This window comes from Pseudomonas solani, from assembly GCF_026072635.1.
Lineage (GTDB): Bacteria > Pseudomonadota > Gammaproteobacteria > Pseudomonadales > Pseudomonadaceae > Metapseudomonas > Metapseudomonas solani.
Genome location: NZ_AP023081.1, coordinates 4,185,734 through 4,211,267 on the forward strand (window position 1 = coordinate 4,185,734; position 25,534 = coordinate 4,211,267).

The 25,534-nt window shown below is 64.6% G+C and carries 17 protein-coding genes and 1 pseudogene; 12 read left to right on the forward strand and 6 right to left on the reverse strand.

The features are described from left to right. Nucleotides 1–8 precede the first annotated feature (8 nt). From PSm6_RS19100 to PSm6_RS19125, 6 genes are read left to right on the forward strand one after another with little or no spacing between them, the layout of a single operon-like run. Entirely contained in the window at nt 9–500 is a 492-nt protein-coding gene (locus PSm6_RS19100; protein ID WP_265167972.1) for a hypothetical protein, read from the forward strand. A 17-nt stretch (nt 501–517) separates the two neighbouring features. Next, nucleotides 518–2,911, forward strand: coding sequence for an EF-hand domain-containing protein (locus PSm6_RS19105; RefSeq protein WP_265167973.1), 2,394 nt, complete (start codon nt 518–520; stop codon nt 2,909–2,911). A gap of 8 nt (nt 2,912–2,919) precedes the next feature. Then, nucleotides 2,920–3,579, forward strand: a complete 660-nt coding sequence (locus PSm6_RS19110) for a hypothetical protein (protein WP_265167974.1) — start codon at nt 2,920–2,922, stop codon at nt 3,577–3,579. Between the two features lie 25 nt (nt 3,580–3,604). After that, nucleotides 3,605–3,868, forward strand: coding sequence for a PAAR domain-containing protein (locus tag PSm6_RS19115; protein ID WP_265167975.1), 264 nt, complete (start codon nt 3,605–3,607; stop codon nt 3,866–3,868). A 2-nt stretch (nt 3,869–3,870) separates the two neighbouring features. Next, a complete protein-coding gene (locus PSm6_RS19120; RefSeq protein ID WP_043247117.1) occupies nt 3,871–5,094 on the forward strand; it encodes a KPHS_23130 family T6SS system protein in 1,224 nt (407 codons plus the stop codon). Nucleotides 5,095–5,103: 9 nt separating this feature from the next. Next, nucleotides 5,104–8,439, forward strand: coding sequence for an ImcF-related family protein (locus tag PSm6_RS19125; protein WP_031287725.1), 3,336 nt, complete (start codon nt 5,104–5,106; stop codon nt 8,437–8,439). A gap of 95 nt (nt 8,440–8,534) precedes the next feature. On the opposite strand, the gene PSm6_RS19130 is transcribed toward PSm6_RS19125, so the two are convergent. Continuing rightward, the gene (locus PSm6_RS19130; RefSeq protein ID WP_031287724.1) at nt 8,535–9,407 is read right to left on the reverse strand and encodes a DUF6685 family protein; all 873 of its coding nucleotides are present in this window, start codon (nt 9,405–9,407) and stop codon (nt 8,535–8,537) included. A 148-nt stretch (nt 9,408–9,555) separates the two neighbouring features. On the opposite strand from PSm6_RS19130, the gene PSm6_RS19135 reads away from it, so the two are divergent. Together PSm6_RS19135 and PSm6_RS19140 are read left to right on the forward strand one after the other, a co-directional pair. Further along, complete coding sequence (locus tag PSm6_RS19135; RefSeq protein WP_021219585.1) at nt 9,556–9,777, forward strand: DUF2835 domain-containing protein; 222 nt, start codon at nt 9,556–9,558, stop codon at nt 9,775–9,777. A gap of 53 nt (nt 9,778–9,830) precedes the next feature. Beyond that, a complete protein-coding gene (locus tag PSm6_RS19140; RefSeq protein WP_265167976.1) occupies nt 9,831–10,856 on the forward strand; it encodes a quinone-dependent dihydroorotate dehydrogenase in 1,026 nt (341 codons plus the stop codon). Between the two features lie 95 nt (nt 10,857–10,951). Here the strand turns inward: PSm6_RS19140 and rmf are convergent, their stop codons facing one another. Then, entirely contained in the window at nt 10,952–11,167 is a 216-nt protein-coding gene (gene rmf, locus PSm6_RS19145) for a ribosome modulation factor (protein ID WP_081672218.1), read from the reverse strand. Between the two features lie 429 nt (nt 11,168–11,596). On the opposite strand from rmf, the gene rlmKL reads away from it, so the two are divergent. After that, entirely contained in the window at nt 11,597–13,783 is a 2,187-nt protein-coding gene (rlmKL, locus tag PSm6_RS19150) for a bifunctional 23S rRNA (guanine(2069)-N(7))-methyltransferase RlmK/23S rRNA (guanine(2445)-N(2))-methyltransferase RlmL (RefSeq protein ID WP_021219583.1), read from the forward strand. Nucleotides 13,784–13,906: 123 nt separating this feature from the next. After that, on the forward strand, nt 13,907–16,690 hold the full coding sequence (locus PSm6_RS19155; RefSeq protein WP_265167977.1) for a sensor domain-containing diguanylate cyclase: 2,784 nt from the start codon (nt 13,907–13,909) through the stop codon (nt 16,688–16,690). A gap of 36 nt (nt 16,691–16,726) precedes the next feature. On the opposite strand, the gene dacB is transcribed toward PSm6_RS19155, so the two are convergent. After that, nucleotides 16,727–18,169 carry a D-alanyl-D-alanine carboxypeptidase/D-alanyl-D-alanine endopeptidase gene (gene dacB, locus PSm6_RS19160; protein ID WP_021219581.1) on the reverse strand — a complete coding sequence of 481 codons (1,443 nt, stop codon included), beginning with the start codon at nt 18,167–18,169 and terminating at the stop codon, nt 16,727–16,729. 231 nt (nt 18,170–18,400) lie between these two features. Between dacB and PSm6_RS19165 the strand changes: the two genes are divergently transcribed. Next, a complete protein-coding gene (locus PSm6_RS19165; RefSeq protein WP_021219580.1) occupies nt 18,401–18,739 on the forward strand; it encodes a 50S ribosome-binding protein YggL in 339 nt (112 codons plus the stop codon). An 84-nt stretch (nt 18,740–18,823) separates the two neighbouring features. On the opposite strand, the pseudogene PSm6_RS19170 reads toward PSm6_RS19165, so the two are convergent. After that, nucleotides 18,824–21,783: pseudogene (locus tag PSm6_RS19170) on the reverse strand (HD domain-containing phosphohydrolase). Nucleotides 21,784–22,195: 412 nt separating this feature from the next. Here PSm6_RS19170 and PSm6_RS19175 point away from each other — a divergent pair. Beyond that, a complete protein-coding gene (locus PSm6_RS19175; protein WP_021219578.1) occupies nt 22,196–22,855 on the forward strand; it encodes a response regulator transcription factor in 660 nt (219 codons plus the stop codon). 133 nt (nt 22,856–22,988) lie between these two features. Here the strand turns inward: PSm6_RS19175 and PSm6_RS19180 are convergent, their stop codons facing one another. Continuing rightward, nucleotides 22,989–24,080, reverse strand: coding sequence for an FUSC family protein (locus PSm6_RS19180; RefSeq protein ID WP_265167978.1), 1,092 nt, complete (start codon nt 24,078–24,080; stop codon nt 22,989–22,991). A gap of 49 nt (nt 24,081–24,129) precedes the next feature. After that, the gene (locus tag PSm6_RS19185) at nt 24,130–25,461 is read right to left on the reverse strand and encodes a deoxyguanosinetriphosphate triphosphohydrolase (protein WP_043243882.1); all 1,332 of its coding nucleotides are present in this window, start codon (nt 25,459–25,461) and stop codon (nt 24,130–24,132) included. Nucleotides 25,462–25,534 lie beyond the last annotated feature (73 nt).

Consider the following 25,534-nt stretch of genomic DNA (forward strand, 5'->3'; position numbering starts at 1 on the left):
AACGAGCATTGTTCTTTTCCTACTTCTATGACGCTATGAGGGATGAGTACCGTCGTTGGCGCGACGGACCTCCCGCGCCTTCCACCGTATCGGCGACCTCGGCGTCTCCCGCGCCGACTCCGACGCCAAGCGACTTGCCGGCAGTGAAGAACTGGAGTCACCCCTTTGGCGATACCTCGTCCGTCTTCCAGCAGTTGGCCACGCTGGCCAAGGCACAGTCGGGCTACTTTCCGCTGGGGCGCAATGGCCTGTGGCATGGCGGGGTGCATTTCGATTCAGGCACGGCGGGCACGGCGGGCCCTCAAGGCCAGAGCTTCGTGCGTTGCCTGGCCGATGGTGAGGTGATCGCCTATCGCATTCCCGAGCAAACGCCTAAGACCACGTTCTTCCCGGCACCAGGCGTGATCATGAAGGCACCCTTCGCCACGGGCTTCGTGTTGGTTCGCCATCGTCTGGAGGCCCCGAAGATCGAAGGCATCGCCGACACGCCCCCAGCCTGATCTTCTACAGCCTGTACATGCACCTCGCGGACTGGGCGAGCTACCTGACGGACCCTGAAAAACCACGGCCAGCGTTCTGGTCGGAGTCGAACCAGTACCGGGTAAAGACGGATACAGACTTCAGTCCTGTCCGTGCTGGCGAAAGAGGCCTCAACCTCAGGCACGCTCCGACTCAGGGCAAGACCATCGGCTTTCTACCGCAAGGCACTGCCATCACCGTCAGCGGTGAAGGCGCCTATCGAAAAGTCGAAGGCATCAAGGGGCCGGTGAAACTGCAAAACCCAGACGGCACCTTGCAAGGTTATGTCGGCTTCAGCGCATTGCTGGACCTGGGCGGTGGAGCCTATCGGGTCAATACGACCCGTGATGCGCTGCGGGTGCGACCCACACCGGACACCTCACGCGACAAGATCTTCGAATTGCCCAGCGGCACGGAAATCACCATCAGTGGAGAAGGCGACTTCCGCAAACTGGAAAGCGTCGTCCAGTACGTGCATCTCGCTTCGCTGGAGGGTGAGCGCGTACCCGAACGGGGGAAGGTCGTGGTGCTGGACAGGCCCCGCCCGATCAAGGCCGGCGACCTTATCGGTCACCTCGGCCCCTACCAGGAGAGCAATGAGGAGGCCCCTCATGAGCGATTGCACCTGGAAGTCTTCGCCTGTGAAAACGTGGAGGCCTTCTTCGCTCGAAGCCGCCAATGGGCAGACCAAATGCCCGAGAAAGCCAGAACCTGGCTGAAGCTGGAAAAGGGCACGAAGGTCGTCGTCTACCAGCCAGGCCACAGCCACTCGGCTCCGCCGAACCTTGGCGATCCCCATGTTGCGAGCGGTGCGAAGTTGCTGATCCCGCGTACCGAACTGGACGGCCTGTCGGCAGATAGAAAGATCGCCGTACCCGCCACTGAGACGTCCAAGGCCAGGAACTGGTATCGCCTGGATGACCTGTTGATCGACGCAGCGGGCAAAGACATCCCCATGGGGTGGATCTGCGATGAAGTCGGTGTAACGCCTTGGGTCAACCCCTGGTCGTGGGACGGCTATGAAGTCATCTACAACGACGACCCGCCACAGAACGCCCTGGCCCACTTCCTGTTGAACATGGGCGATTACTTTGATGGCAAGGAAATGGAGCAGTGGAAGCCCCTGGCCGATGCATCAGACAAAGGACCGGTAAGAGAGCGGCTCTTCGAAATCATCGATGCAGATCGTGATGGGAAGATCACCACTGACGAGATTCAGAAGGCGCTCAAGGTTCCCGCCTACGCCCAGTCCATTTCTCAATTGGTCATTCACTACGAAAGTGAGTGGTTCTATCAACAACGGAAGTGGGATGCGCTGGATAAGGTGCTGGGGCATACGGGATCGACGCCCATCTTGAACTGGGTGGCTGAGAAGGAGCGGATTAAAGAATCAAGTTGGTTTGAGAGTTTGTCCGCCAGAGCAGTCCTACCCGCTAGGGGGAATGCTTTCCATATTCATCCAATTTATTTTATGCATGCTGTGAATCAGAAAGCCAAATGTTCATGTGGCTGCTGTTCTGATGTTAGGTTTAGTAGATATAAGTGGGTAAGAGAAAGAACAGGATACCCGGATAGGGAATACTTTGGTCCAGTCTATAAAGGAACAAAGCGGCTGAGTGATTTCTTGGGTTGGAACTCTCTTATCGCTAAAGAAAAAGCGACAATTGACGAGCGAGACATCGTAATCGCCATGTCTTCTAATGAAGGTGCTCTAGATGCAGTTCAGGCTTGGGACTGGCAGACGCTGAGCGCCGGGGCTATGCAGAAAACAGTAACTCCTGACGGATTTGGCGAGTTCCCAGCGCAGGTTGGTGATTTTAGTAAAGAGCACTCGGTTCTATATGAAGAGTTGTTTTTGAATTGTGGTTGGTCTGTCATTGATGAGGGCGGAAAATGGAGGATTTATTATTCTTCCTCTGAGGTCGGGGAGCATGCCATAACAGGGGTGGAACTGTATGACTTCATCAAAAAAGGTTTTCAAGAGTTGGACTCAGGTTTTCCCAAAAAGTCTGATGCTTTGTCAGCCATTGTGCACGCGGTGATAAATGAGGAATTTCAGGTAAGGCAGGTGATTGATTTTATTGCGCGAATGAGAAGTGCGCTTTCAAAGCGCCCAGAAGGCTACAGTAATTCCGCGAGAGATTTTTTCCTGACAAAGCTTGGGAGGGCGTTGGTCTTGGACCATGACGTCAATGCGCCAGGCAACGTAAGAAGAGACTTGAAAAGGGCGGTTGATCGACTTAGGCAAATTCACAATGGTTTAAGTCCTGATCCTGGCAATTGGGGAAGCAATAGATTGCTGTTAGAGCAGGAATTGATATCAATATATGGTCCTTTGAGGTCTATGAATTCAGCTCTTTCTCGTTACAACTATCTTCGTAGTGTTCTTTAGGAGGTTGCGTGAAAAGAAATTTTATCTTTGTGATTGTTTTTTTTCTAGGGAATGTCTCGGCAAGTGAAAGTCTGAGGGGGGTGGGTGGGAGCTTGCTGTTTGAAGATGGGTTGAATGAAGGCTTTCAACGTGTTGTTTATAAGATGGCATCTGGAAAAATATTGACTCCATTCGATGTCGGATTATTTTTTTATTATTCTTTGGAGTCGTTATCACCTGACAAGAAAAAATCTGTTGTGCAGTTCTCGGGGAAAGGGGTTTTAGAGGATGCGACTGGGGGGCTGGCTAAGGGGCGATCTAGTTATATGTGCGCTTTCATTAGGATGACGGACGGCTGCATTGTTCAAGTGGCTGAGGGGGAGGTTTGTGGCGGGAGTTGGAGCGATTCAGGTGACTGGGTTACTTCAACATATGTTGATGGTAAGCATTTTTTTGAGGGTGGCCCCAGCGTTACCGAGGTTTACAAGCAATACATGAAAAAAAATAAGCAGCTAGGCGGTGGGGCGAGGTTTTACTCCATCTTGCAAGAGGGGACCTCTATCGAAAATATTCTTGCTTGCGATCCTTTACAAGATAATAACAAAAATATCTATTTTAACTTGCTTAAAGCCTTGCAAGTTGATGGGGATATAAGTGAGGCAGTCAAGTTGGAGAGGCTGCTGAATTAATTTTATTTGTACTTGGGGTAGCCCTATGAAAGGAATCATTCGTATAGGCGACAAAACCACTGGCGGCGGCACGGTTATATCGGGGTCTGCTGACATGAAATTTCTAGGAATAGGGGTGGCACGCGTTGGCAATGCAGTCACTTGTCCTATTCCCGGCCACGGCCCGACGGTGGTCGCGGAGGGACACCCAGTATTCAAGGATCATGGCGTGCCGGTTGCCTTCCATGGCCATTGTTGCGCCTGCGGTTGCGTACTTCTCACCTCATTGCCTGAAGCGACCGCGAGCTGAGTATGCCGGTCCGGTTGGATAAGGTTCCTGCGGCTCTGAAGGAGCCTTCAGCGCCACGGGGTTGGCTGTGGGGTATGTCACTGGTGGCGCTAATGGCACTGGGAGTGGCGCTAGCGCTCTGGTTTGGGCCGGACGTTCTAAGGCAGAGCTCGCAGCGCTTTTGGTGGTTGGCGTTAGTGGGACCGGCGCTCGCCTGGTTTGGTGCGCTGTTCCTGCGTGGGCTGCTTTATATCGGCCGATTGAGTGTTGTTGAGAGCTGGAACGAGACGCGTGAAGCGCATCTGACGCAAATGATGCGTCGAGGACGCCGCTCCCAGCAGGTCTTAGCCGTCAGCCTGCAGACGGCGCTGCGTACTCTGGAAGCCGATGGCCAAGCACAAAGGGCATCTTTACTGGCCAAGGATGGTGAGACGTTGCGCACGCAAGTAGGTTGGCGCGGCCAGGAGCGACGTCACAGCCGCTTGCCGTGGTTGGAACATGAAACTGAGCACCAGGTATTGAAGCGTGCCCTGTCGACTCTGTGGGGGGATCTGGCGGATGCGCTGGCTGCATTTCCACCAGAAAGGCCCGTTGCATTGTTGCTGGAAAAGAACACGGAGTTATCGGACGAGGCCACGGGCAGGTTGTGGCAGGAGTCCTTTGCGCAATCGGGTATCCGTCAGGCACTAACGCCTATTGAGGGCAGTGGCTTGGCAGCCATTGATCGCTGGCTGGATCAGCACAGCCGGGAACAAGCGCTCCTGCTGGTGGTGGCGATTCAGGTTGCGCCTCCGTTCGTAGAGGGCTCTGCAGAGGCCGTTGTAGGGCTGCTGCTTGGAAATCGACTGACGCAGAACGTGCTATTGCCCAGGGCCTATCTGCACCGCCCGGAACCGGTGCGCGAGCTGACCCATGAGGGCGCGCTGAAGGCCGTTTTGCAGGCCCTGGATTGGGCCTTGTTGCCCGCCAAACTGATCGGGCGCGTATGGATCGCCGGGGCTGAGCGGGCACATAGCCCCATGATTACGAGTGCAATGGAGAGCGCTTCGTTGCCTGCGCAAGCTTCCCATGTTCTGGATGAGAGTCTGGGGAATCCCGGTAGCGCTGCTCCCTGGGTTGCCGTCGCCGCGGCGGTAGAAGCGATGGCCAGCGAGGCGGTACCTCAATTTTTTTTCAGTGGTGATAACGCAGGAGACGCGAGTCTCTGGTGCTCGGTCGTAATGCCGGCTCAGGAATGTGGAGAGTAGGGAAGTTCGATGCATATCGTGGCTGTCTTGGGGCTGATTGGCCTAGTGATTGTGATGAGTGGAGGGATCTGTCTGCTGCTTTGGCTGTGGCCGGCTCTCTGGGGTCTTGGCCTGGGAAGTGACCAGCGAAAAATCGCCCTCTGGTTGGTATTTGGGATATCGCTATTACTGGTTGCGCTGCTGCTGATCTATTGGCAAATGGGGCGCCAGATAGGGCGATCGGGTTTTCGGCAGCACGTGGGTTACGATACGCCTGCCAAACCGGGCTCGGCTGCAGAAAGCTCGGGCACTGATCCAGTTTTGGGCGGACTGCGCGCGCACCTGCGCCAGAACTTCGGCCTCTTCTGGCACCGCAAGGCCCGTCTTGTGCTGGTGATCGGCGAGCCGGACGAAGTGACCGCAATCGCCCCCGACCTGACCGGTGCCCAATGGCTGGAAGGCGAGGGCGTGGTGCTGTTGTGGGGCGGTAGCGGCCAGGAGGGGGCCGATGAGGCGCGCCTCGATCAATGGCGCCGGCTGCGTTCCCTTCGGCCCCTGGACGGTATCGTCTGGGCGTTCAGCGAGCAGCAGGGTGCCGATGCCGATTACCTGGCCCGCTACCAGCAGCGCTTGCGCGCTATCGCGCGACGGTTGCGCTGGCAGGCGCCGCTGCATCTCTGGGAGGTCCGTCGCAGCGAGTGGCAGCAGCCGGCTGCCGACGTGGCCGTGGGCTGCACGCTACCCTCGGGTGCCGGGCCGGTGCAGCTGGAGAGCCGCCTGAGCCAGCTGTTGCCGTCCCTGCGCGAGCAGGGCCTTGCGCGTATGCAGGGCGACAATCGCCATGACTTCCTCCTGCGCCTGGCCCAGGGCCTGAAGGCCGAAGGCATCGCCCGCTGGCAGCGGGCCTGGGCGCAGCTGCAACGCGGCGCCGAGCTGATGCCGCGTGGCCTGTGGTTCAGCCTCGCGCTGCCGGGGCCGACCCAGGCCGCGCCGCACCTGTGGCTGCCGCACCCGACCTGGCGCGGCATCCTGGCTGATGCAGGTACGGGCGGCCAGCCGCATGGCTGGACCTGGTCGCGTACCGCCAGCACCGCCCTTCTCGGCCTGGTCGCAATCTGCGGAGTGGGGATGCTGGTGTCCTTCGCCGGCAACCGCGCGCAGATCGCCGAGATGCAGGCCGTCCTGGCCACCCTGGACCAGCCCCGGGAAGGCGACGAGCAACTGCTTGCCCTCAACGCGCTGGTCCATGAGCTCGACCGCCTTGACCAACGCGCCAGGCACGGCGTGCCCTGGTACCAGCGCTTCGGCCTGAGCCAGAATGACGGCCTGCTCGCCGCGCTCTGGCCCCGCTACGAGGCGGCCAACAACCGGCTGGTCCGCGACCCGGCAGCGGCCGGCCTCGAGCGCCAGCTGCGCGGGCTGCTCGGCCTGGCGCCGGGCAGCGCCGAGCGCGCCACCCGGGCCCGGGATGCCTACGAGCCGCTCAAGGCCTACCTGATGATGGCCCGGCCGGAGAATGTCGATGCTTCATTCCTCGGCAAGGCGCTGGCGGCCGCCGAGCCTGCCCGCATGGGCATCGGCGAGGGCACATGGCAGGGCATAGCGCCGAACCTCTGGCGCTTCTACGCCGCGCAGCTGGAGGCGCACCCCGGCTGGCGCATCACCACCGACCCGGCCCTGGTCGCCCGGGCCCGCCAGCTGCTGATCAGCCAGCTCGGCCAGCGCAACGGCGAGGCGGCCCTCTACCGGCAGGTGCTCGACGCCGTCGCCAACCAGTACCCGGCCATGGGGCTGCAGCAGATGGTCGGCGATACCGACGCCCAGCCGCTGTTTTCCACCGCCGCCGAGGTGCCGGGTGTATTCACCCGCCAGGCCTGGGAAGGCGGGGTGCGCAAGGCCATCGACGAGATCGCCGCCGCGCGCCGCGAAGAGATCGACTGGGTACTCAGCGATGACCGCAGCCAGATCGACGCCACGCTGACCCCCGAGGCCCTGCGCGAAAGCCTGACCGCACGCTACTTCCAGGACTACGGCCGGGCCTGGCTGGACATGCTCAACAGCTTGCGCTGGCAGGAGGCCGGCAGCCTCGCCGATGTGGTCGACCAGCTCACCCTGATGACCGATGTGCGCCAGTCGCCGTTCATCGCGCTGGTCAATACCCTGTCCTACCAGGGGCGTGCCGGCACCCGTGGCCAGGCCCTGGGCGAGTCGCTGCTGCAGTCCGCGCAGAACCTCATGGGGCCGGACAAGGCCCCGGCCATCGAGCCGTTGGCGGCGCTGCCGAAAGGGCCGCTGGAAGAACGCTTCGGCCCGCTGCTGGCGTTGCTCGGCAAGGGCGCCGAGCCCTCGCGCAACGACGACAACCTCAGCCTGCACGCCTTCCTCACCCGCGTGACCCGGGTGCGCCTGACGCTGCAGCAGGTGAGCGCCGCCCAGGACCCCCAGGCGATGATCCAGGCCCTGGCGCAAACCGTGTTCCAGGGGCGCAGCGTCGATCTCACCGACACCCAGTCCTATGGCAGCCTGATCGCCGCCAGCCTCGGCAGCGAATGGGCCGGCTTTGGCCGGGCACTGTTCGTCCAGCCGCTGGACCAGGCCTGGCAGCGCATCCTGCAACCCTCCGCTGCCGGGCTCAATGACCACTGGCAGCGCGCCATCGTCGGGCCCTGGAACAGCGCCTTCGCCGGCCGCTACCCCTTCGCCGCGAGCGCCAGCGACGCATCGCTGCCCATGCTCGGGCAGATGATCCGCGCCGACAGCGGGCACATCGACCGCTTCCTCACCCGCCAGCTGGGTGGCGTGCTGCGCAAGGACGGCAATCGCTGGGTGCCCGAAAGCACCCAGGGCCAGGGGCTGCGCCTCGACCCCGCGTTCCTCGCGGCGGTCAATCGGCTCGCCGAACTGGCCGACGTGCTCTACACCGACGGCGGCATGGGCATCGCCTTCGAGCTGCGGGCCAAGCCGGTACGCGACCTCGTGCAGACCACCCTGACCCTCGATGGGCATCGCCTGGCGTACTTCAACCAGCGGGAACGCTGGCAACGGTTCGACTGGCCCAGCGCGAGCGATCACCCCGGCGCGCGCCTGAGCTGGACCCACGCCAGGAGCGGAGAGCGGCTGCTTGGCGACTACGCCGGCACCTGGGGCCTGATCCGGTTGCTGGAGCGGGCCCGGGTCACTCCGCTGGATGACAGCGAAACCCGCTATCGCCTGGTGCTGGAGGCCCCCGATGGCCTGGGGCTGACCTGGCACCTGCGCACCGACCTGGGCGCGGGCCCCCTGGCGCTGCTGCAACTGCGCGGCTTCAGCCTGCCGGCGCGGATCTTCCTCGAACCCGGCGGCGCCTCGCGCCAGCTGGCGCATTAAGGAGCGCAGCCATGAGTCTGTCTGTTCTTGAGTGGTTTCGGGTTCAACGAAAATCCTTCGCCAGCGGTACTTAGTCTGTGTGACGTAAGAGGCAATCAGCCGAGGGCGTAGAGGTAGCGCACCACATCGGCGGCGCCGGCCAGGCGCAGGCCTTCGCCAAGGGCGGTGGCCTCGGGGTGGTCCTTGGGCAGCAGCAGGAGTTCGGGGGCGCCGCTGTTCTTCAGCAAGGCGAGGCGGGCATAGGGGATGCCGCCGTCGAGCAAAAGGCCCATGAAGGCCGGGTCGCTCCATGCCTGCACCGGCATGGCCAGTACGTGGTAGTGGGCGTCCAGCTCGGCGAGGCCTGCGGGGTTGAGACGGTAGGTGGCGAGTTCGGCCGGCAGGCTGATTTCCAGCTCGCGGCGGCGGGCGTAGGCAATGGCGGCGGCGAAGGCTTCCAGGTGGTGAGTCCCGCTCCAGAACACGCGTTTGCCGTGCCAGCTGGATTGGCACAGGCTAATCCGCTCGCCGGCCAGGAAGCGTGGCAGCGGCAGGCTGACGGCCTTGACGAAATCCTTGTAGCTGATGATGCGCACGCTGCGGCAGGCCGGCGTCGCGGCGAACTCCTCGAAGCTGGGGCAGCTGGGCATCGCGCCGTCGGTGCCGCAGAACCCATCGATCAGGCGCAGGTCGAAATTGGTGAGTTCGCGCTGCTCCAGTTCAACCACGCGGATCAGCACCGCGTGGGCCTGAGCCTTGTCTTCCTGCACCGGGCCGGAGAGCGCGCTGCGCGGGAGGTCCACGAGGCGCTGCAGGGGCGGGCCGTTCTGCCACCAGATATCTGCGACCGGAGGCTTCAACTGCTGGAACGGCAAGTGCAGCTGGCTCGCGCTTTCCAGCAGGCGGGGCGCACGTCCTCCCAGGCCGAGGCGTTGCGCGAGGGCAGCCAGGCGTGAGGAAAGAGAGGATGGGGACGACTGCGAACTCATGGCCAGACTAGGACTCCCGGGTCACGAGTGCCAGTGTGGCAGAGGTCGGGCGAGGCTGCACGGCTTTGCCCGCCGATGCGCTGGAACCTGGCGCCGCCAGGGGCTGCGGAACGATACTGGTGTTCATTTCAACCAAGAGGATGCCTCCATGCCCAGCCTGGTGCTGGATATTTCCCTGAGTGCCGAGCGCTTTCTTGCGGTCTACCAGGGCCACGCCAACCGAGTGATGGTGCGCAGCCGCGACGGGCGCAAGGTTAGCTTGCCTGCGCATCATTTGCGGCCTTTTCTGACCCATGATGGCATTCATGGTTCATTCGAGCTGGAATTCGATCCCTCCGGGTCGCTGCTGGCGCTACGTCGCCTCGCCTGAGGCGGGGCTGGCAGCTATAATCGCCGGCCCATCCCGCCGATCGATACCCGCCCATGTACACCCTGGCCCGCGAGCTGCTGTTCAAACTGTCCCCGGAAACTTCCCACGAGCTGTCCATCGACCTGATCGGCGCCGGTGGCCGCCTGGGCCTCAACGGCTTGCTGACCAAGGCGCCGGCCAGCCTGCCGGTGAAGGTCATGGGGCTGGAGTTCCCCAACCCCGTTGGCCTGGCCGCCGGCCTGGACAAGAACGGCGACGCCATCGACGGCTTCGCCCAGCTGGGCTTCGGTTTCGTCGAGATCGGCACCGTGACGCCGCGCCCGCAGCCGGGCAACCCCAAGCCGCGTCTGTTCCGCCTGCCCGAGGCCGAGGCGATCATCAATCGCATGGGCTTCAACAACCATGGCGTCGATCACCTGCTGGCCCGGGTTCGCGCGGCGAAGTTCAAGGGCGTGCTGGGCATCAACATCGGCAAGAACTTCGACACCCCGGTCGAGCGCGCGGTGGACGACTACCTGATCTGCCTGGACAAGGTCTACGCCCATGCCAGCTACGTGACGGTCAACGTCAGCTCGCCCAATACACCCGGCCTGCGCAGCCTGCAGTTCGGCGACTCGCTCAAGCAGTTGCTCGAAGCCCTGCGCCTGCGCCAGGAAGACCTCGCCGTCCAGCACGGTCGTCGCGTGCCGCTGGCGATCAAGATCGCCCCGGACATGAGCGATGAGGAAACCGCCCTGGTGGCCGGTGCGTTGCGGGAGTCGGGCATGGATGCGGTGATCGCCACCAACACCACCCTGGGCCGCGAAGGTGTCGAAGGGCTGGAATATGGTGACGAGGCGGGTGGCCTGTCAGGTGCGCCGGTACGTGACAAGAGCACCCATACCGTCAAGGTGCTGGCTGGCGAGCTAGGCGGTCGCCTGCCGATCATTGCCGTGGGTGGGATCACCGAAGGCCGACACGCGGCCGAGAAGATCGCCGCTGGGGCGAGCCTGGTGCAGATCTATTCGGGCTTCATCTACAAGGGCCCGGCGCTGATCCGCGAAGCAGTGGATGCCATCGCCGCGCTGCCCAAGGCCTGAATCGCGGGCAATAAAAAGGGCTCCCTTAGGGAGCCCCTGGGCTTGCGCCCGCCGCCCGGATGGGGCGTGCTTGGTGAAGTCGGTGTGATCCAGTGTCAGCCGACGGCGTGGAGTTCGTTGAGTCGATGAATGCCGGCAGTGCCGGTAAAGCCATCCCAGTGGTCGCCGCGACCTTCACGCCAGCCGTTTATCCAGGCTTGACGAGTGGTGGGATGGGTGAAAGGACAGAGATCGCGGGATTTGCCATGAATGCCGTGCTGATAACCGCGCAGAAATGCTCGTTCCATCGGATCACGCTTAAGTCTTCTCATAGGGTGTAGCCCTCATTTGTTGACTGTTATGTCCATTGGCCCCAAGTCGGGAGCCCGGCAGAGAATGCTCTGCCACTGAAGAACGGCTGCCGGCGTTACCGTTCTCCTTCCGCTACCGTTGCGGCAGCGGATAACTGAGTTCTAACCGTTGCTCCGGGGCATTGGAATGATCGTTTTGTCATAAGGACGTAACGAGAATGGGTTCCGGACCATAAGCTGTAAGAGCCTGTTACGCGTGCGAACAGGCTCAGCCCCCATGGGATGGGGCCTTGAGAAACCCATGATGTCGCGGTGCTATGGGCCCGCGCGGATGAGAATGGGAATTTTCCTATCCGACGAAGGGCCGTTCTGCGACCTTTAGTCACATATTTTATGACCGCACGGAGATGAATCCGTGCCGCTGATCAGCCGCAAGGCACTGGAACTACCATGTCGGATGTTTTCGAACTCTTCCTCACCTGCCCGAAAAGCCTGGAGGGCCTGTTGCTGGAAGAGGCCACCTCGCTGGGCCTTGCCGAGGCGCGCGAGCAGGTGGCCGCCATCCGTGGCCAGGGCGACCTGGAAACCGCCTACCGCCTGTGCCTCTGGTCGCGCCTGGCCAACCGCGTGCTGCTGGTGCTCAAGCGCTTCCCGGTGCAGAACGCCGAAGACCTCTACCAGGGCGTGCTCGACGTTGACTGGCACGACCACCTGTCACCCACCGGCAGCCTGGCGGTGGAATTCAGCGGCCACGGTTCGGGCATCGACAACACCCACTTCGGTGCCCTCAAGGTCAAGGACGCCATCGTCGACAAGCTGCGCACCGCCAGCGGCGAGCGCCCGTCCATCGACAAGGTCAACCCGGACCTGCGCATCCACCTGCGCCTGGACAAGGGCGAGGCGATTCTTTCCCTCGACCTTGCCGGCCACAGCCTGCACCAGCGCGGCTACCGTCTGCAGCAGGGCGCCGCGCCGCTGAAGGAAAACCTGGCCGCCGCCATCCTGCTGCGTGCCGGCTGGCCGCGTATCGCCGCCGAAGGCGGCGCGCTGGCCGACCCCATGTGCGGTGTCGGCACCTTCCTGGTGGAGGCGGCGATGATGGCTGCCGATATCGCCCCCAACCTCAAGCGCGAGCGCTGGGGCTTCTCCAACTGGCAGGGCCATGTGCCGGCGATCTGGAAGAAGCTCCACGAGGAGGCCCAGGCCCGCGCCGATGCCGGCCTGGCCCGCCCGCCGCTGTGGATCCGTGGCTACGAGGCCGACCCGCGGCTGATCCAGCCCGGGCGCAACAACATCGAGCGTGCGGGGCTGTCCGACTGGGTGAAGATCTACCAGGGCGAGCTGGCCACCTTCGAGCCGCGCCCCGACCAGAACCAGAAGGGCCTGGTCATCAGCAACCCCCCGTATGGCGAGCGCCTGGGCGACGAGGCCAGCCTGCTTTACCTCTACCAGAACCTTGGCGAGCGCCTGCGCCAGTCCTGCCTGAACTGGGAAGCGGCGGTGTTCACCGGCGCACCCGAGCTGGGCAAGCGCATGGGCCTGCGCAGCCATAAGCAGTACGCCTTCTGGAACGGCGCGCTGCCGTGCAAGCTGCTGCTGATCAAGGTGCTGCCCGACCAGTTCGTCACCGGTTCGCGCCGCCAGGACGCCGCTGCCGAGCCCCAGGCCGGTGCTGCGCCCGTGGTGGAGCAGGCGCGCCTCTCCGAAGGCGGGCAGATGTTCGCCAACCGCCTGCAGAAGAACCTCAAGCAGCTGGGCAAGTGGGCCAAGCGCGAAGGCGTGCAGTGCTACCGCCTGTATGACGCCGACATGCCCGAGTACGCCCTGGCCATCGACCTCTATGGCGACTGGGTGCACGTGCAGGAATACGCCGCGCCGCGCTCCATCGACCCGGAGAAGGCCCAGGGCCGTCTGCTCGATGCCCTTGCCGCGATTCCCCAGGCACTGGGCATCGACCAGTCGCGCGTGGTGGTCAAGCGCCGTGAGCGCCAGTCCGGCACCCGCCAGTACGAACGCCAGGCGACCCAGGGCCAGTTCATGGAGGTCAGCGAGGGTGGCGTGAAGCTGCTGGTCAACCTCACCGACTACCTCGACACCGGCCTGTTCCTCGACCACCGCGCCATGCGCTTGCGCATCCAGCGCGAGGCCGCCGGCAAGCGCTTCCTCAACCTGTTCTGCTACACCGCAACCGCCAGCGTGCATGCGGCCAAGGGCGGTGCCCGCAGCACCACCAGCGTCGACCTGTCGCGCACCTACCTCGACTGGGCGCGGCGCAACCTCTCCCTCAACGGCTTCTCCGACAAGCAGAAGCTGGAGCAGGGCGACGTGATGGCCTGGCTGGCGGAGGACCGTGGCGAGTACGAGCTGATCTTCATCGACCCGCCGACCTTCTCCAACTCCAAGCGCATGGAAGGGGTGTTCGACGTGCAGCGTGACCACGTGCAGTTGCTGGACCTGGCCATGGCCCGCCTGGCACCGGGCGGGGTGCTGTACTTCTCCAATAACTTCCGCAAGTTCCAGCTGGATGAAAGCCTCGACCAGCGCTACCAGGTGAGCGAGATCAGCGCCGAAACCATCGACCCGGATTTCGCCCGCAACCAGAAGATCCACCGCGCCTGGAAGTTCACCGCGCGCTGAGCCGCGCTGCCGTCCGTCAGCCGGGGCAGGGGCGGCAGGGTTTTGTCTAGGCAAAGTGCCAGTATGTTGGCTAAGTTTGTGATCACAGGGGCCGTCCTCATTACTTAGCTCCGAGATGTAAGCATGCTGTCGCTTGCCCTGGGAAAGTCGTCCCTGCACTCCCGTCTGACCGGCCGCAGCCTGCTCTGGCTGGCCTGCCTGCTGGTGATCTCCGGCGGCCTCAGCCTGACCGTACTGCTGGCCAGCCTGGTGCACGACTCAGAGCGCAACCAGCTGCGTGAGCGCTTCTCGCAGATCGCCACCGAACGCCTCAGCCGGATTCAGGAACGCCTCGGCGACCAGTTGAAGGAGCTGGACGCCCTGCAGCGCTTCTTCCTCAATTCCCAGACGGTCAGCCGCGACGAATTCCAGGGCTTCGTCGAGCCGCTGCTGGACGACACCCTGGCCTATTCCTGGGTGCCCTGGGTGGCGCGCAGCGAGCGCCCCGTGTTCGAGGAGGAGGCCCGCGCGGATGGGCTCAGGCGCTTCCGCTTCCATGACCTGGACAAGGACGGCACCGCCCAGACCAGCCCCGAGCGCGACCACTACCTGCCGGTGTTCTACAGCGTCTCCGGGCTCGCCGGGCGCTTGCCCCTGGGGCTGGACCTGAGTTCGCAGCCCGAGCGTGCAGCCTTGCTGGACAAGGCCCGCGCCGGGCGCCAGGCCGTCGCCTCCGATGCCCTGACGCTGATTGGTGTGCCCGGGGCCGACGCCCGGGGCATTCTCATGGCGGTACCGGTGTTCAACCCGGCCGCCACCGAGGGGCACGCGCTGCGCGGCTTCGTCCTCGGTGTGATCAGCCTGCGCCGGGAAATGGAGCAGGGCATCCCCGACGAGGTGCTCGGCAGCCTGGCCATGCGCCTGATCGATATCACCAAGGAAGACGACCCGCAAGCGCTCTACCTGAGCAAGGCCGAGGACGATGATTCAGGCCTGCTGATCACCCGTTCCTTTGCCTTCGCCGACCGCACCTACCGCCTGGAGCTGCGCCCCAGTGAAGGCTTCGCCATGGCCAACCGCTCATCCGCCTGGCACTTGGTGATCGCCACCGGCGGCCTGATCACCCTGCTCATGGCGGCCTACCTGATGCTGTTGATCAGCCAGCGCCAACGCGCCCTGCGCCTGGTGGCCGAGCGCACTCGCGAGCTGCGTGAGCGCGAGCTCGACCTCAAGCTCAGCGAGGAGCGCTGGGCCTTCGCCTTGGACAGCGCCGGCCACGGTGTATGGGATTGGGAGATCGCCTCCGACACGGTGTACTACTCCCGTGCCTGGAAGGGCATGCTCGGCTATGACGTGGACGAAGTGCCCGACGAGCCCGAGCTGTGCCTGCGCCTGCAACACCCCGACGATGCGCCAGCGGTGGATGCCGCCCTGCAGCGTCACCTGCGCGGCGAGGCGCCGATCTACCAGAGCGAGCACCGCATGCAGCGCAAGGGCGGTGCCTGGGTGTGGGTGCTCGACCGCGGCAAGGTGGTGGAGTGGAACCCCGATGGCTCGCCCCTACGGATGATCGGCACCCAGACCGATATCAGCGCCAGCAAGGCCGCCGAGCTGCAGCTGGCGCTGGCCCACGGGCAGTTGCGTGGGGTGCTGGACGCGGCCACCCAGGTGTCGATCATCGCCACCGACCTCGATGGTTTCGTCCTTCAGTTCAACGTCGGCGCCGAACGCATGCTCGGCTACAGCGCCGCGGAGATGGTCGGCAAGCGCCCGCGCATGCTGCACCTGGAGGCGGAGATCCAGGCCCGCTGCGAGGCCCTGTCGAAGCGGCTGTCGCGGCCCATCCGCGACTTCCACCACTATGTGGTCGAGGTCACCGCCGGTGATTGCTACGACGAACACGAGTGGACCTACGTGCGCAAGGACGGTGGCCATCTCACCGGCAACCTCATCCTCACCGGCGTGCGCGACCAGCACGATCAACTGGTGGGCTACCTCGGCGTGGCCATCGACGTGACCGACCGCAAGCGCGTGCAGGAGGCCCTGGAGGACCGCGACCGCTTGCTGCAGAAACTCAGCGCGCGGGTGCCGGGCGCCATCTACCAGTACCAGCTGTACCCCGATGGCCGGCATCGCTTCCCTTATGTCAGTGCCGGGGTGAGCGACATCCTCGAGGTCGAGCCCGAGCAGGTGAACGGAGATGCTTCCCAGGCCTTCACCCGCCTGCACCCGGAGGACCTGGAGCGGATCTACGCCAGCATCCTGCATTCCGCCGCCGTCATGCAGACCTGGCGCGAGGACTTCCGCGTGCTGCTGCCGCGCCAGGGCCTGCGCTGGCTGCGCGGCGAGTCGGAGCCCGAGCGCATGGCCGATGGCAGCGTGCTGTGGCACGGCTATATCTCCGATGTCACCGGGCACAAGCTGGTGGAGCAGGAGCTGCGGGCACTGTCCATCACCGACGCCTTGACCGGCGTGTTCAACCGTCGCCATTTCCAGGAGCGCCTGGATGCGGAGATCGCCAGGGCATTGCGCAGCGAGGGCCCGTTCTCGCTGGTGATGCTGGATATCGATCACTTCAAGCTGGTGAACGACCAGCATGGCCACGAGGCGGGCGACCGGGTGCTCAAGCAACTGTGCCAGCGCATTGGCCAGCGGTTGCGGCGCATCGACGTGCTGTGCCGGCTGGGCGGCGAGGAATTCATCGTGCTCTGCCCGGAGACCAACCTGGAGCAGGCGCGATCATTGGCCGAAGCGCTGTTGCAGGGCATGCGCCGGGATGAGGTGGCGGGCGTCGGCCACGTCACCGCCAGCTTCGGCTGTGCCTGCTGGCGTGATGGCGAGACCGCCGATGCACTGCTGCGGCGGGTGGATACTGCGGCCTATTCCGCCAAGCAGGGCGGCCGCGACCAGGTGTGCTGCGCCGAGTGAGACGGGGGCGGCGTCGCCCCCGTCAACGGGGCGGGATCAGCGGCGCGGCTGGTTGTAGAGGTCCAGCAGCACCTGATCGAGGATGGAGGAGGCGCCCCACGGACGCTGGTCGTTGAGGATCGCCACCACCGCCCAGGTGTTGCCGTTGTCGTCGCGGCTGAAACCGGCGATTGCACGCACCGTGTTCAGGGTGCCGGTCTTGATATGCGCTTCGCCTGCCATGGGCGTGCGGCGCAGGCGCTTGCGCATGGTGCCGTCCATCGCCACCAGCGGCAGGGACGCGATGTACTCCGCGGCGTAGGGGCTCTGCCAGGCGGCATGGAGGATGGTCGCCATCTCCCGCGCGCTGACCCGCTCCTGGCGCGACAGGCCGGAACCGTTCTCCATCACCAGGTGCGGCGCGGTGATGCCCTTCTTCGCCAGCCAGGCGCGGATCACCCGTTGCGCGGCCTTGGCATCGTCGCCGTCGGCCTCGTTGCGGAACTGCGCGCCGATGCTGAGGAACAGCTGCTGCGCCATGGTGTTGTTGCTGTACTTGTTGATGTCGCGAATGATCTCCACCAGGTCCGGGGAGAAGGCCCGCGCCAGCAGCTTGGCGTCCTTGGGCACGCCGGCGAGGCGGTCCTTGCCGAGGATGCTGCCGCCCAGTTCCTTCCAGATCGCCCGCACCGCGCCGGCTGCGTAGCCCGGGTGGTCGAGCAGCGACAGGTAGGTCTGCGCGCTGCAGCCTTCGGGCAGGCTGCCGCTGGCGATCACCGTGGTGCCGTCGAACTGGGTCACCGGGTTGTAGCGCACGTCTGGCCAGGCAGGGCAGGGCGCGGCCTTGGTCACCTTCACCTGGTTGTCGATGCGGATGCTCTCGATGGGCGGCTCGGCGGCGATGCTGGCGCGGCCGCCGTCGGCGCGGGCGATGAAGCGCAAGGCCTTGAGGTTGACCAGCAGGGAGTCCGGGCCGACCAGGAAGGGCTTGTTCTCGTCGCCGCCGTCGTCATTGAAAGCCGGTAGTTGCGGGTGCACGAAGCGGCTGCGGTCGAGCACCAGGTCGCCGGTGATCTTCAGCACGCCATTGGCGCGCAGGTCACGCATCAGCAGCCAGAGCTTCTCCATGTTCAGCTTCGGGTCACCGCCACCCTTGAGGTAGAGGTTGCCGTGCAGCACGCCGTCCTTGACGGTGCCATCGGTGAAGAACTCGGTCTTCCACTGATAGGTGGGGCCGAGCAGCTCGAGGGCGGCGTAGGTGGTGATCAGCTTCATGGTGGAAGCCGGGTTCACCGACACATCGGCGTTGAAGATGGTCTGCGCGCCGGGGCCGGTCAGGGGCAGGGTCACCAGCGACAGGGAGTTCTGCGGGATCTTGTTCTTCTTCAGCGCCTGCTGGACCTTGGCCGGGACGTTGGCATTGACCTGAACGGCGAAGGCCGGTTGGGCGAAGGGGAAAATGAGGCCGGTGAGGGCGAGGATACGAATGGACTTGAACATCAACGAATGCCCTCCGCACGAGGGCGAGTAACGCAAATTGGCATGGCAGGTTCCCACGACGTGTTCGGGAAATGGTGCGCATTATGCCGCAAGCGTTTCCTGGGCGCTCGTGCCGCTGACCGCTCGCACGCTCTGCGGCGGGCTTCGTTTTGCCGTTCCGCCACGCGGGCGGGCAAGCCGGCGGGGAAACTGCTAGAGTGCCGCGCTTGAACACATGAAGAGGATTGCCTGATGGCTACTAACCGTTCCCGCCGCCTGCGAAAAAAGCTTTGCGTCGATGAATTCCAGGAGCTGGGTTGCGAGCTGAGCCTGACCTACAAGGACGGGCTGGCCGAAGCGGAGCTGGAAAGCTTCCTCGATCAGTTCATCGACGATGCCATCCAGGGCAATGGCCTGGGCTATGTCGGTGGCGATGACTACGGTTTCGTTTGCCTGTCCAAGCGCGGCTCGGTCAACGAAGAGCAGCGCAGCAAGCTGGAAGCCTGGCTCAAGGGCCGCAGCGAGCTGGCCAGCTTCACCCTGAGCCCGCTGGTGGATGTCTGGTACCCGGAAAACCCGATCAACCAGTGATCCCGGCGGTCATGAAAAGGGGCGCACCATGCGCCCCTTTTTCATGCCTGCGATTTGTCTCCCGCTGATGCGAGATCCCGCTGCCTACGAGGCCAGGCCCGCCCGCTCGAGAATCGACCCTTCGTCCACCGCGTCGATCTGCTCCGGCCGCAGGAAGCGCTCGGCGTAGTCGCGGTACACGCCGGAGCGGATGAACAGGCCGAACAGCTCCGGGTCGATGTGTGCGCCCTTGCACATGCCGACCATGATCCCCAGCGCCTCGGACAGCGTCTTGCCCTTTTTGTAGGGGCGGTCCACCGCGGTGAGTGCCTCGAAGATGTCGGCGATGGCCATCATCCGCGCGGGCAGGCTCATCTGCTCGCGGGACAGGCGTTTCGGGTAGCCGCTGCCGTCCATCTTTTCGTGGTGCCCGCCGGCGATCTCGGCCACGTCCTTCAGGTGTGGCGGGAAGGGCAGGCGGTTGAGCATGAGGATGGTCTGCACGATGTGGTGGTTGATGATGTAGCGCTCCTCGGCCGTCAGCGTGCCGCGGGCGATGGAGAGGTTGTGCAGCTCGCCACGGTTGAACTTGTGGGTCGGCACCTCGAGCTTGAAGCCCCAGGGGTTGTCGGCCGTCATGCGCTCGCCTTCCGGGCGCTCCAGCAGGTGCTCGGGGCGGTCGGCCAGCAGCGGCTCTTCTGCGGGCAGCGGGCGGGGCGGGGTGCGGGCCATGCGTTGTGCCTCTTCCCAGGACACGCCGAGGCGGTCGTCCAGGGTGCGGCTCCAGGTGCGCGAGGCGATGCGCTGCAGGCGCTGCTGGTCTTCCTCGGCCATGAACTCGCCGCCCAGGTTGCTGCGGGCGATGAAGGCGAACTCCTCGTCCAGGGCTGCCAGCAGCTCGTCGCGCAGCTGTGCCTGCCCGGGTTCGTCGGCGCCCTGGGCGACGGCTTGCCAGTAGCGGACCCAGGCATCGCGCTTGAGTACCTCGAAGCGCATGCGCACTTCGTGGATGCGGTCGTAGAGGGTTTCCAGCTTGGTGGCCTTGTCCACCACGTATTCGGGGGTGGTGACCTTGCCGCAATCGTGCAGCCAGGCGGCGATGTGCAGGGCTTCCCAGTCTTCGTCGCTGGGGTTGTAGGTATGGAACGGCGGTTCGTCGCTGGCGGCGGCGGCGCGGGCCAGGGCCAGGGTGATTTCCGGTACGCGCTGGCAGTGGCCGCCGGTGTAGGGACTCTTGGCGTCGATGGCGCCAGCGATGAGCTGGATGAAGGCGTCGAGCAGTTGCTTCTGCTTCTCCAGCAGGCGCTGGCTTTCGATGCACAGCGCGGCGACGCCAGAAATCGCTTCGACGAAGGCGATGCGCTCGGGCTTGAGCATGGCCAGTTCAGTGCCGTCGCCGGTGTCGCGGTGCAGCAGCACCAGCACCCCGACCGTGTCGCCCTGGCGGTTGTGCAGGCCGGTGCTGACCAGGTGCACGCGCGGGCTTTCCAGGCTTTGCAGCACCTGGCGGAAGCCGTCGGCCTGGTCGTAGCCGAAGGTGCGCAGCTGGCTCGAGCCGCCGCTGGCCGGCAGGCGCAGCCAGTCGGGCAGGTCGTCGTCGTTGAGGGCATGGCTACGCAGGCCGTGCCCTTCCAGGTCGTGCTCGCCTTTCTTGCCGAGGAACAGGCCGTTGGGCTCGAGGCGCCCGCTGGTGGCATCCAGCAGGTAGATGAAGCCGCCCGAGGCTTCGCTGATGGTCACCGTTTCTTCCAGCACGCGGCGCAGCAGGGCGTCGAAGCGATTCTCGGCGGAGAGGCTGGCGGTGATCTCCAGGAAGCTGGCCAGGGTGTCTTTCATCCGCACCATGGCCACGGCCAACTGGTCCACTTCCAGCACCGGCGAGCGGCCCATGGCCGGTGCTTCGAAATTGAAGCTGCGGATCGCCTCGGCTTCGGCCACCAGGGCCTTCAGCGGCTTGACCAGGACCCGCGACAGCAGCCAGCCGAGGGGGATGCACAACAGCAGGATGCACAGGGTGAGCACGGCACCTTGCCAGCGGATGCGGTAGGCGTCCGCCAGCAGTTCGTCCTCGGGGGCCAGCAGGGCCAGGTAAAGCCCGTCCGGCCCCCGGATTGCAGATGGTTCTGCGACACCACCCAGCGCCGCTTGGCCAGCTCCAGGGTCGAGCGCTGGTCACCGGAGAGGCCGAGGTCGAGCAGCGCGGCGATGGCCGGGTCGAGGTCACGTGCGCGGGCCAACTGGGGCTTGTCGTCGACCCGCACGATGAGCCGGGAACTGTCCGGATAGGCCACGGCGCTGCCATCCGGCGCGAACAGCAGCACCTGGGTGGAGGGGGTGACCCGGTGCTGCGCAAGGGTGGCGGAAAGGTCGTTCAGGGTCAGGTCGGCGGCGATCACCGCGTCGCTGCCGGCCGGCAGGGCCAGGGTGGTGCCCACCGCGCCGGTGGAGAAGAACACGTAGGGCTGGGTGGTGATGTGCCGGCCCTGTTCCAGGGCGCGTGAATACCAGGGGCGGTTGCGCGGGTCGTAGCGCTCGTTGAGTTCCTGGCGCCGGCTGATCAGCTTGAGTTCTTCATCGAAATACAGCGACTCGGAGCGGGCACGGGCGAGGTTGTCGCGCTCGATGCTCCAGACCTGGTAGGCGGCACCCGTCGGGGCATCGAAGCGCTGCTTGAGCTCGGGAGTGCGCAGCGGCCGGACCATGAAGAAGTCGCCGTCGTCGAAGCCCAGGTAGAGGGAGGCGAGCTTGGGGTTGTCGCGCAGCGCCTGGGCGAAGCTGCGCAGGAGTTTTTCCTGGCGGCGGTAGCCGTCGTCGAGCTGGGTGCCGGGGTCGAGGGTGAGCAGATTGAGCAGGTGGTAGATGGGCTGGTAGGTGTGCTCCAGGTCGATCGCCACGTCTTGGCTGATGCGTTCGAACAGCGTGTCGCTGCTGGACAGGATGATCTGGCTCGTCTGCCGGTAATTGAAGACGCCGAGCACGACGCCGGTCAGCAGCAGCAGGAGCGTGAACAGTAGGCTGATATGCACGTGCAGAGGAAAACGACGTTCGACCGGCTTGTACGGCATTGCCCGAACTCCTTGAATCCCTGTCTTGGAAAAGACCCGGATGGAGCATAGATGAGCCCCTGTGCAGATGCGTGCCCGGTGCCAGAAATAACGACACCTTGGCCAGCTTTGCCGGATGGGGTCTGAAGCGGGGCGGGCAATCGCCTTGATCCCACGGCGGGCGTCGGGCGCTGTGTGAACGCTCCGAAGGGTGGGCCGACGGCAGGCTGCGATGCACGCTACCCGGTACTTTTCGGGCGAGTTCCGTGCCGCTTTCGTGAGGATGGTGTAGGCGCAGTCGCAAGATGTTGAAAGTCTTGTCCTGAAGCTTCAGCAGTGCCCCCGAGGGTGCTCGACAGGCTTGATGGCGCCTCTATCTTGGCAGCTTCGTATCGCCGCTGATGGAGACGCAAAGGTGAGCAAACTCGTAGACATGGACTCATTCCTTCGCACGGGTGCCGAGTCCCCGGGCAAGGTCCTGATCGTGGATGACCATCCCGTCATTCGCCTGGCCGTTCGCTTGCTGCTGACACGTGAGGGCTACCAGGTGATCGGCGAGACCGACAACGGCGTCGATGCCATAGCCCTGTCCCGTGAGCACCTCCCCGATCTGGTGATTCTCGACATCGGCATTCCCAAGCTCGGCGGGCTCGATGTGATCGCCCGCATCAGCTCCCTCGACCTGCCCTTGCGGGTGCTGGTGCTGACCGGGCAGAACCCCAGCCATTACGCATCCCGTTGCATGCAGGCCGGGGCTGCGGGCTTCGTCTGCAAGGGCGGGGACCTGGGCGAGCTGACCGCCTCGGTGCGTGCCGTGCTGTCGGGCTACAGCTACTTCCCCAGCGAGGTGATCCGCAGTGGCAAGCGCCAGGTCGGGGTGCCCAGTGACACCGAACTGATCGAGCGCCTCTCGGACCGCGAGCTGGTGGTGATGAAGTACCTGGCCAACGGCCTGACCAACAAGCAGATCGCCGACGAGATGTTCATCAGCAACAAGACGGTGAGCACCTACAAGTCGCGGCTGCTGCTCAAGCTCAACGCACGCTCGCTGATCGAACTGGTGGAGTTCGCCAACCGCAACGACCTGGTGTGAGTCGCTCGATGGCAGCGCATCCGCAGCGGTGCGCTGCCATCGATCCTTCCTTTCCTGTCCCTTCTCCTGCCCCTTCCTGCCAGTGCCCGCTTCCGGTGCTCACGCTGGCTTTTTCCCGATGCAGTCGTCGGGTCTATTCCACAGTGGGCTGCGGCGCGTGGTGCTCGGTGCCGGAGGGAGCCGGCTCTGCGACCTTGCGCTCGCCCCAGCGCAGGCGTGCCCGGTGGGCCGCGTAGGCCATGAGCAGCGCGAGGGCGCAGCCCAGCAGGCTGTTGTAGAGGCGCACCTCGGGCAGGTGCCAGTCACGGGCGAGGCTTTCGGAAAGCAGTACGAAGCAGACGGTGGTCTGCACCACGAACAGGCCGTAGTGCTGGGCGATGAAGGCGCGGCTGAGCACGATCAGCGGCAGCATGCAGGCCACCAGCAGCGTCGGGCTCTGCAGCCAGTGGCCGAAGAGAATCAGCAGCAGCGCGCCGATGAGGGTGCCGAGGCCGCGCTGGATACCGCGCACCAGGCTGCTGTCGAGTTCCATTTGCAGGGTGGTGACCACCGTCAACGTCAACCAGTAGCCGCGCGGCATGCCGGTGAGGTTGGCGGCGAGGCCGGCGAGGGCGATGGCCAGGGTGCAGGTCAGGGCGTGGATCCACCAGAGCCGCCTCGGCAGGCGAGCGGCATGGCGGCGCAGCACGCGGATGAAACCGAGCATGCGCGGCAGCAGGGGCCACAGGCGCAGGCCGTGCATGCCGCGCAGGAAGAACGCCAGCAGCATCACCCAGAGGCCGCCGATGGCGAACAGCGCGCCTACCGCCAGGCCGTTGTTGAGGCTACCGCTGCCGGCCTGGCCCTGGCCGAGGCAGAGGCACACCGCCAGGCCCACGCCCAGCTTGCCCAGCTCGGTGCCGTAGCGTTGCAGCAGCGCCAGGAGGAAACCCCAGAGGGCGAAGCTGGCGAGGCTGAGCAACGGGTGGCTGGCGGCCCAGAAGCCGACGCCCGCGCTGAGGGCGCCGAGCAGGGTGAGCAGCAGCATGCGCAGCATGCCGAAGCGGTGCATGGGGTTGGCCAGGGCGGCCTGGAAGGCGCCGGTTGCGGCCCAGAGAAAGCCGGTGTGGGCGGTGAACAGACCGAGCATCAGCGGCAGGCCGCACCCCAGGCCCGCGATGGCGGCCGGGCCCCAGGCGGGAGGACCGGTGTGCCAGTGCAGGCTTTGTCTGAGCGCCTTGCGCATCTGTCGTGACTCCTTGCTGCGGCCACCTCCCACGGGTGGCCTGGTAACCCTAGACGGGACTGGAGCGCCCGGTCATTTCGCGAGCCATTTCCGTGGCGTAGCTGTCGGTCATCCCGGCGATGAAATCGATCACCCGCAGGAATGAGCGGTACAGCGGCCAGCTCGGGTCCGGGGCGTTGTTGCCGAGCAGGTCGAGGATGCGCCGGTTCTTGAACGAGGGCGTGCGCCCGCCATGCTGCTCCAGCGCCGCACCGCAGAACGCGTTGAGCAGGATCTCCAGGGTGGTGTAGGCGCCGATTTCATGGAGCGTCTTGCGCTTGTCCTGGAAGATGCGCTCGCGGGCGATGGCCTTGGCGCGCAGCACGCAGTGTTTGGCCGGGCCATGCATGTGCTCCACCAGGTCGCCCTGCAGGGTGCCGCTGAGCAACGCGCCCTGCTGGTCGACGAAGGCATGGGCGGCGGCATTGGTCAGGTGTTCGATGGCCTTGCCGCGGAGGATCGCCAGCTTGCGCCGCCGCGAATCACGCGGGCCCAGCTGGCGGTAGGTTTCCGGCAGGTCGTCGCCCACCAGGCCGAGCAGCACGGCCTCCACCTCCTCGTAGTCGAGCAGCTCCATTTCGAGGCCGTCTTCCAGGTCGATCAAGGCGTAGCAGATGTCGTCGGCCGCCTCCATCAGGTACACCAGCGGATGGCGCGCCCAGCGCTGCTCCTCCAGTTGCGGCAGGCCGAGCTTGTGGGCGATCTGCTCCAGCAGCGGCAGCTCGCTCTGGTAGCAGCCGAACTTGTGTTTCTTGTAGCCAAGGGCTTCGGCGTGGCGGGCCGTCCAGGGGTACTTGAGGTAGGTGCCGAGGGTGGCGTAGGTCAGCCGCGTACCGCCATCGAACTGGTGGTATTCCAGCTGGGTGAGCACACGGAAGCCCTGGGCGTTGCCCTCGAAGCTGAGGAAGTCGGCGCGCTGGGTGTCGCTCATGGCGTCCAGCCAGCCGCGTGCGCAGGCCTGCTGGAACCAGTGGCGGATGGCGTCCTCGCCGGAATGGCCGAACGGCGGGTTGCCGATGTCGTGGGCCAGGCAGGCCGACTGCACGATCACGCCGAGGTCGGCCGGGTCGCACCAATCCGGCATCTCCTCACGCAGCACTTCACCCACGCGCATGCCCAGGGAGCGACCGACGCAGCCGACCTCCAGGGAATGGGTCAGGCGGGTGTGGATGTGGTCGTTGCTGGAGACCGGGTGGACCTGGGTCTTGCGCCCCAAGCGGCGGAATGCGCCGGAAAAAATGATGCGGTCATGGTCCTTGTGAAACGAACTGCGGCCCAGTTCCTCGGTGCTGTGCACCGGTTTGCCGAGCCGTTCACGGGTGAGCAGTGTCTGCCAGTCCAACGCCAGTCCTCGCCTTCAGTGGCTGAAGGGGGCTAGCTTCCGGATTAACGCGGGGCACCGCAAGGGGACCAAG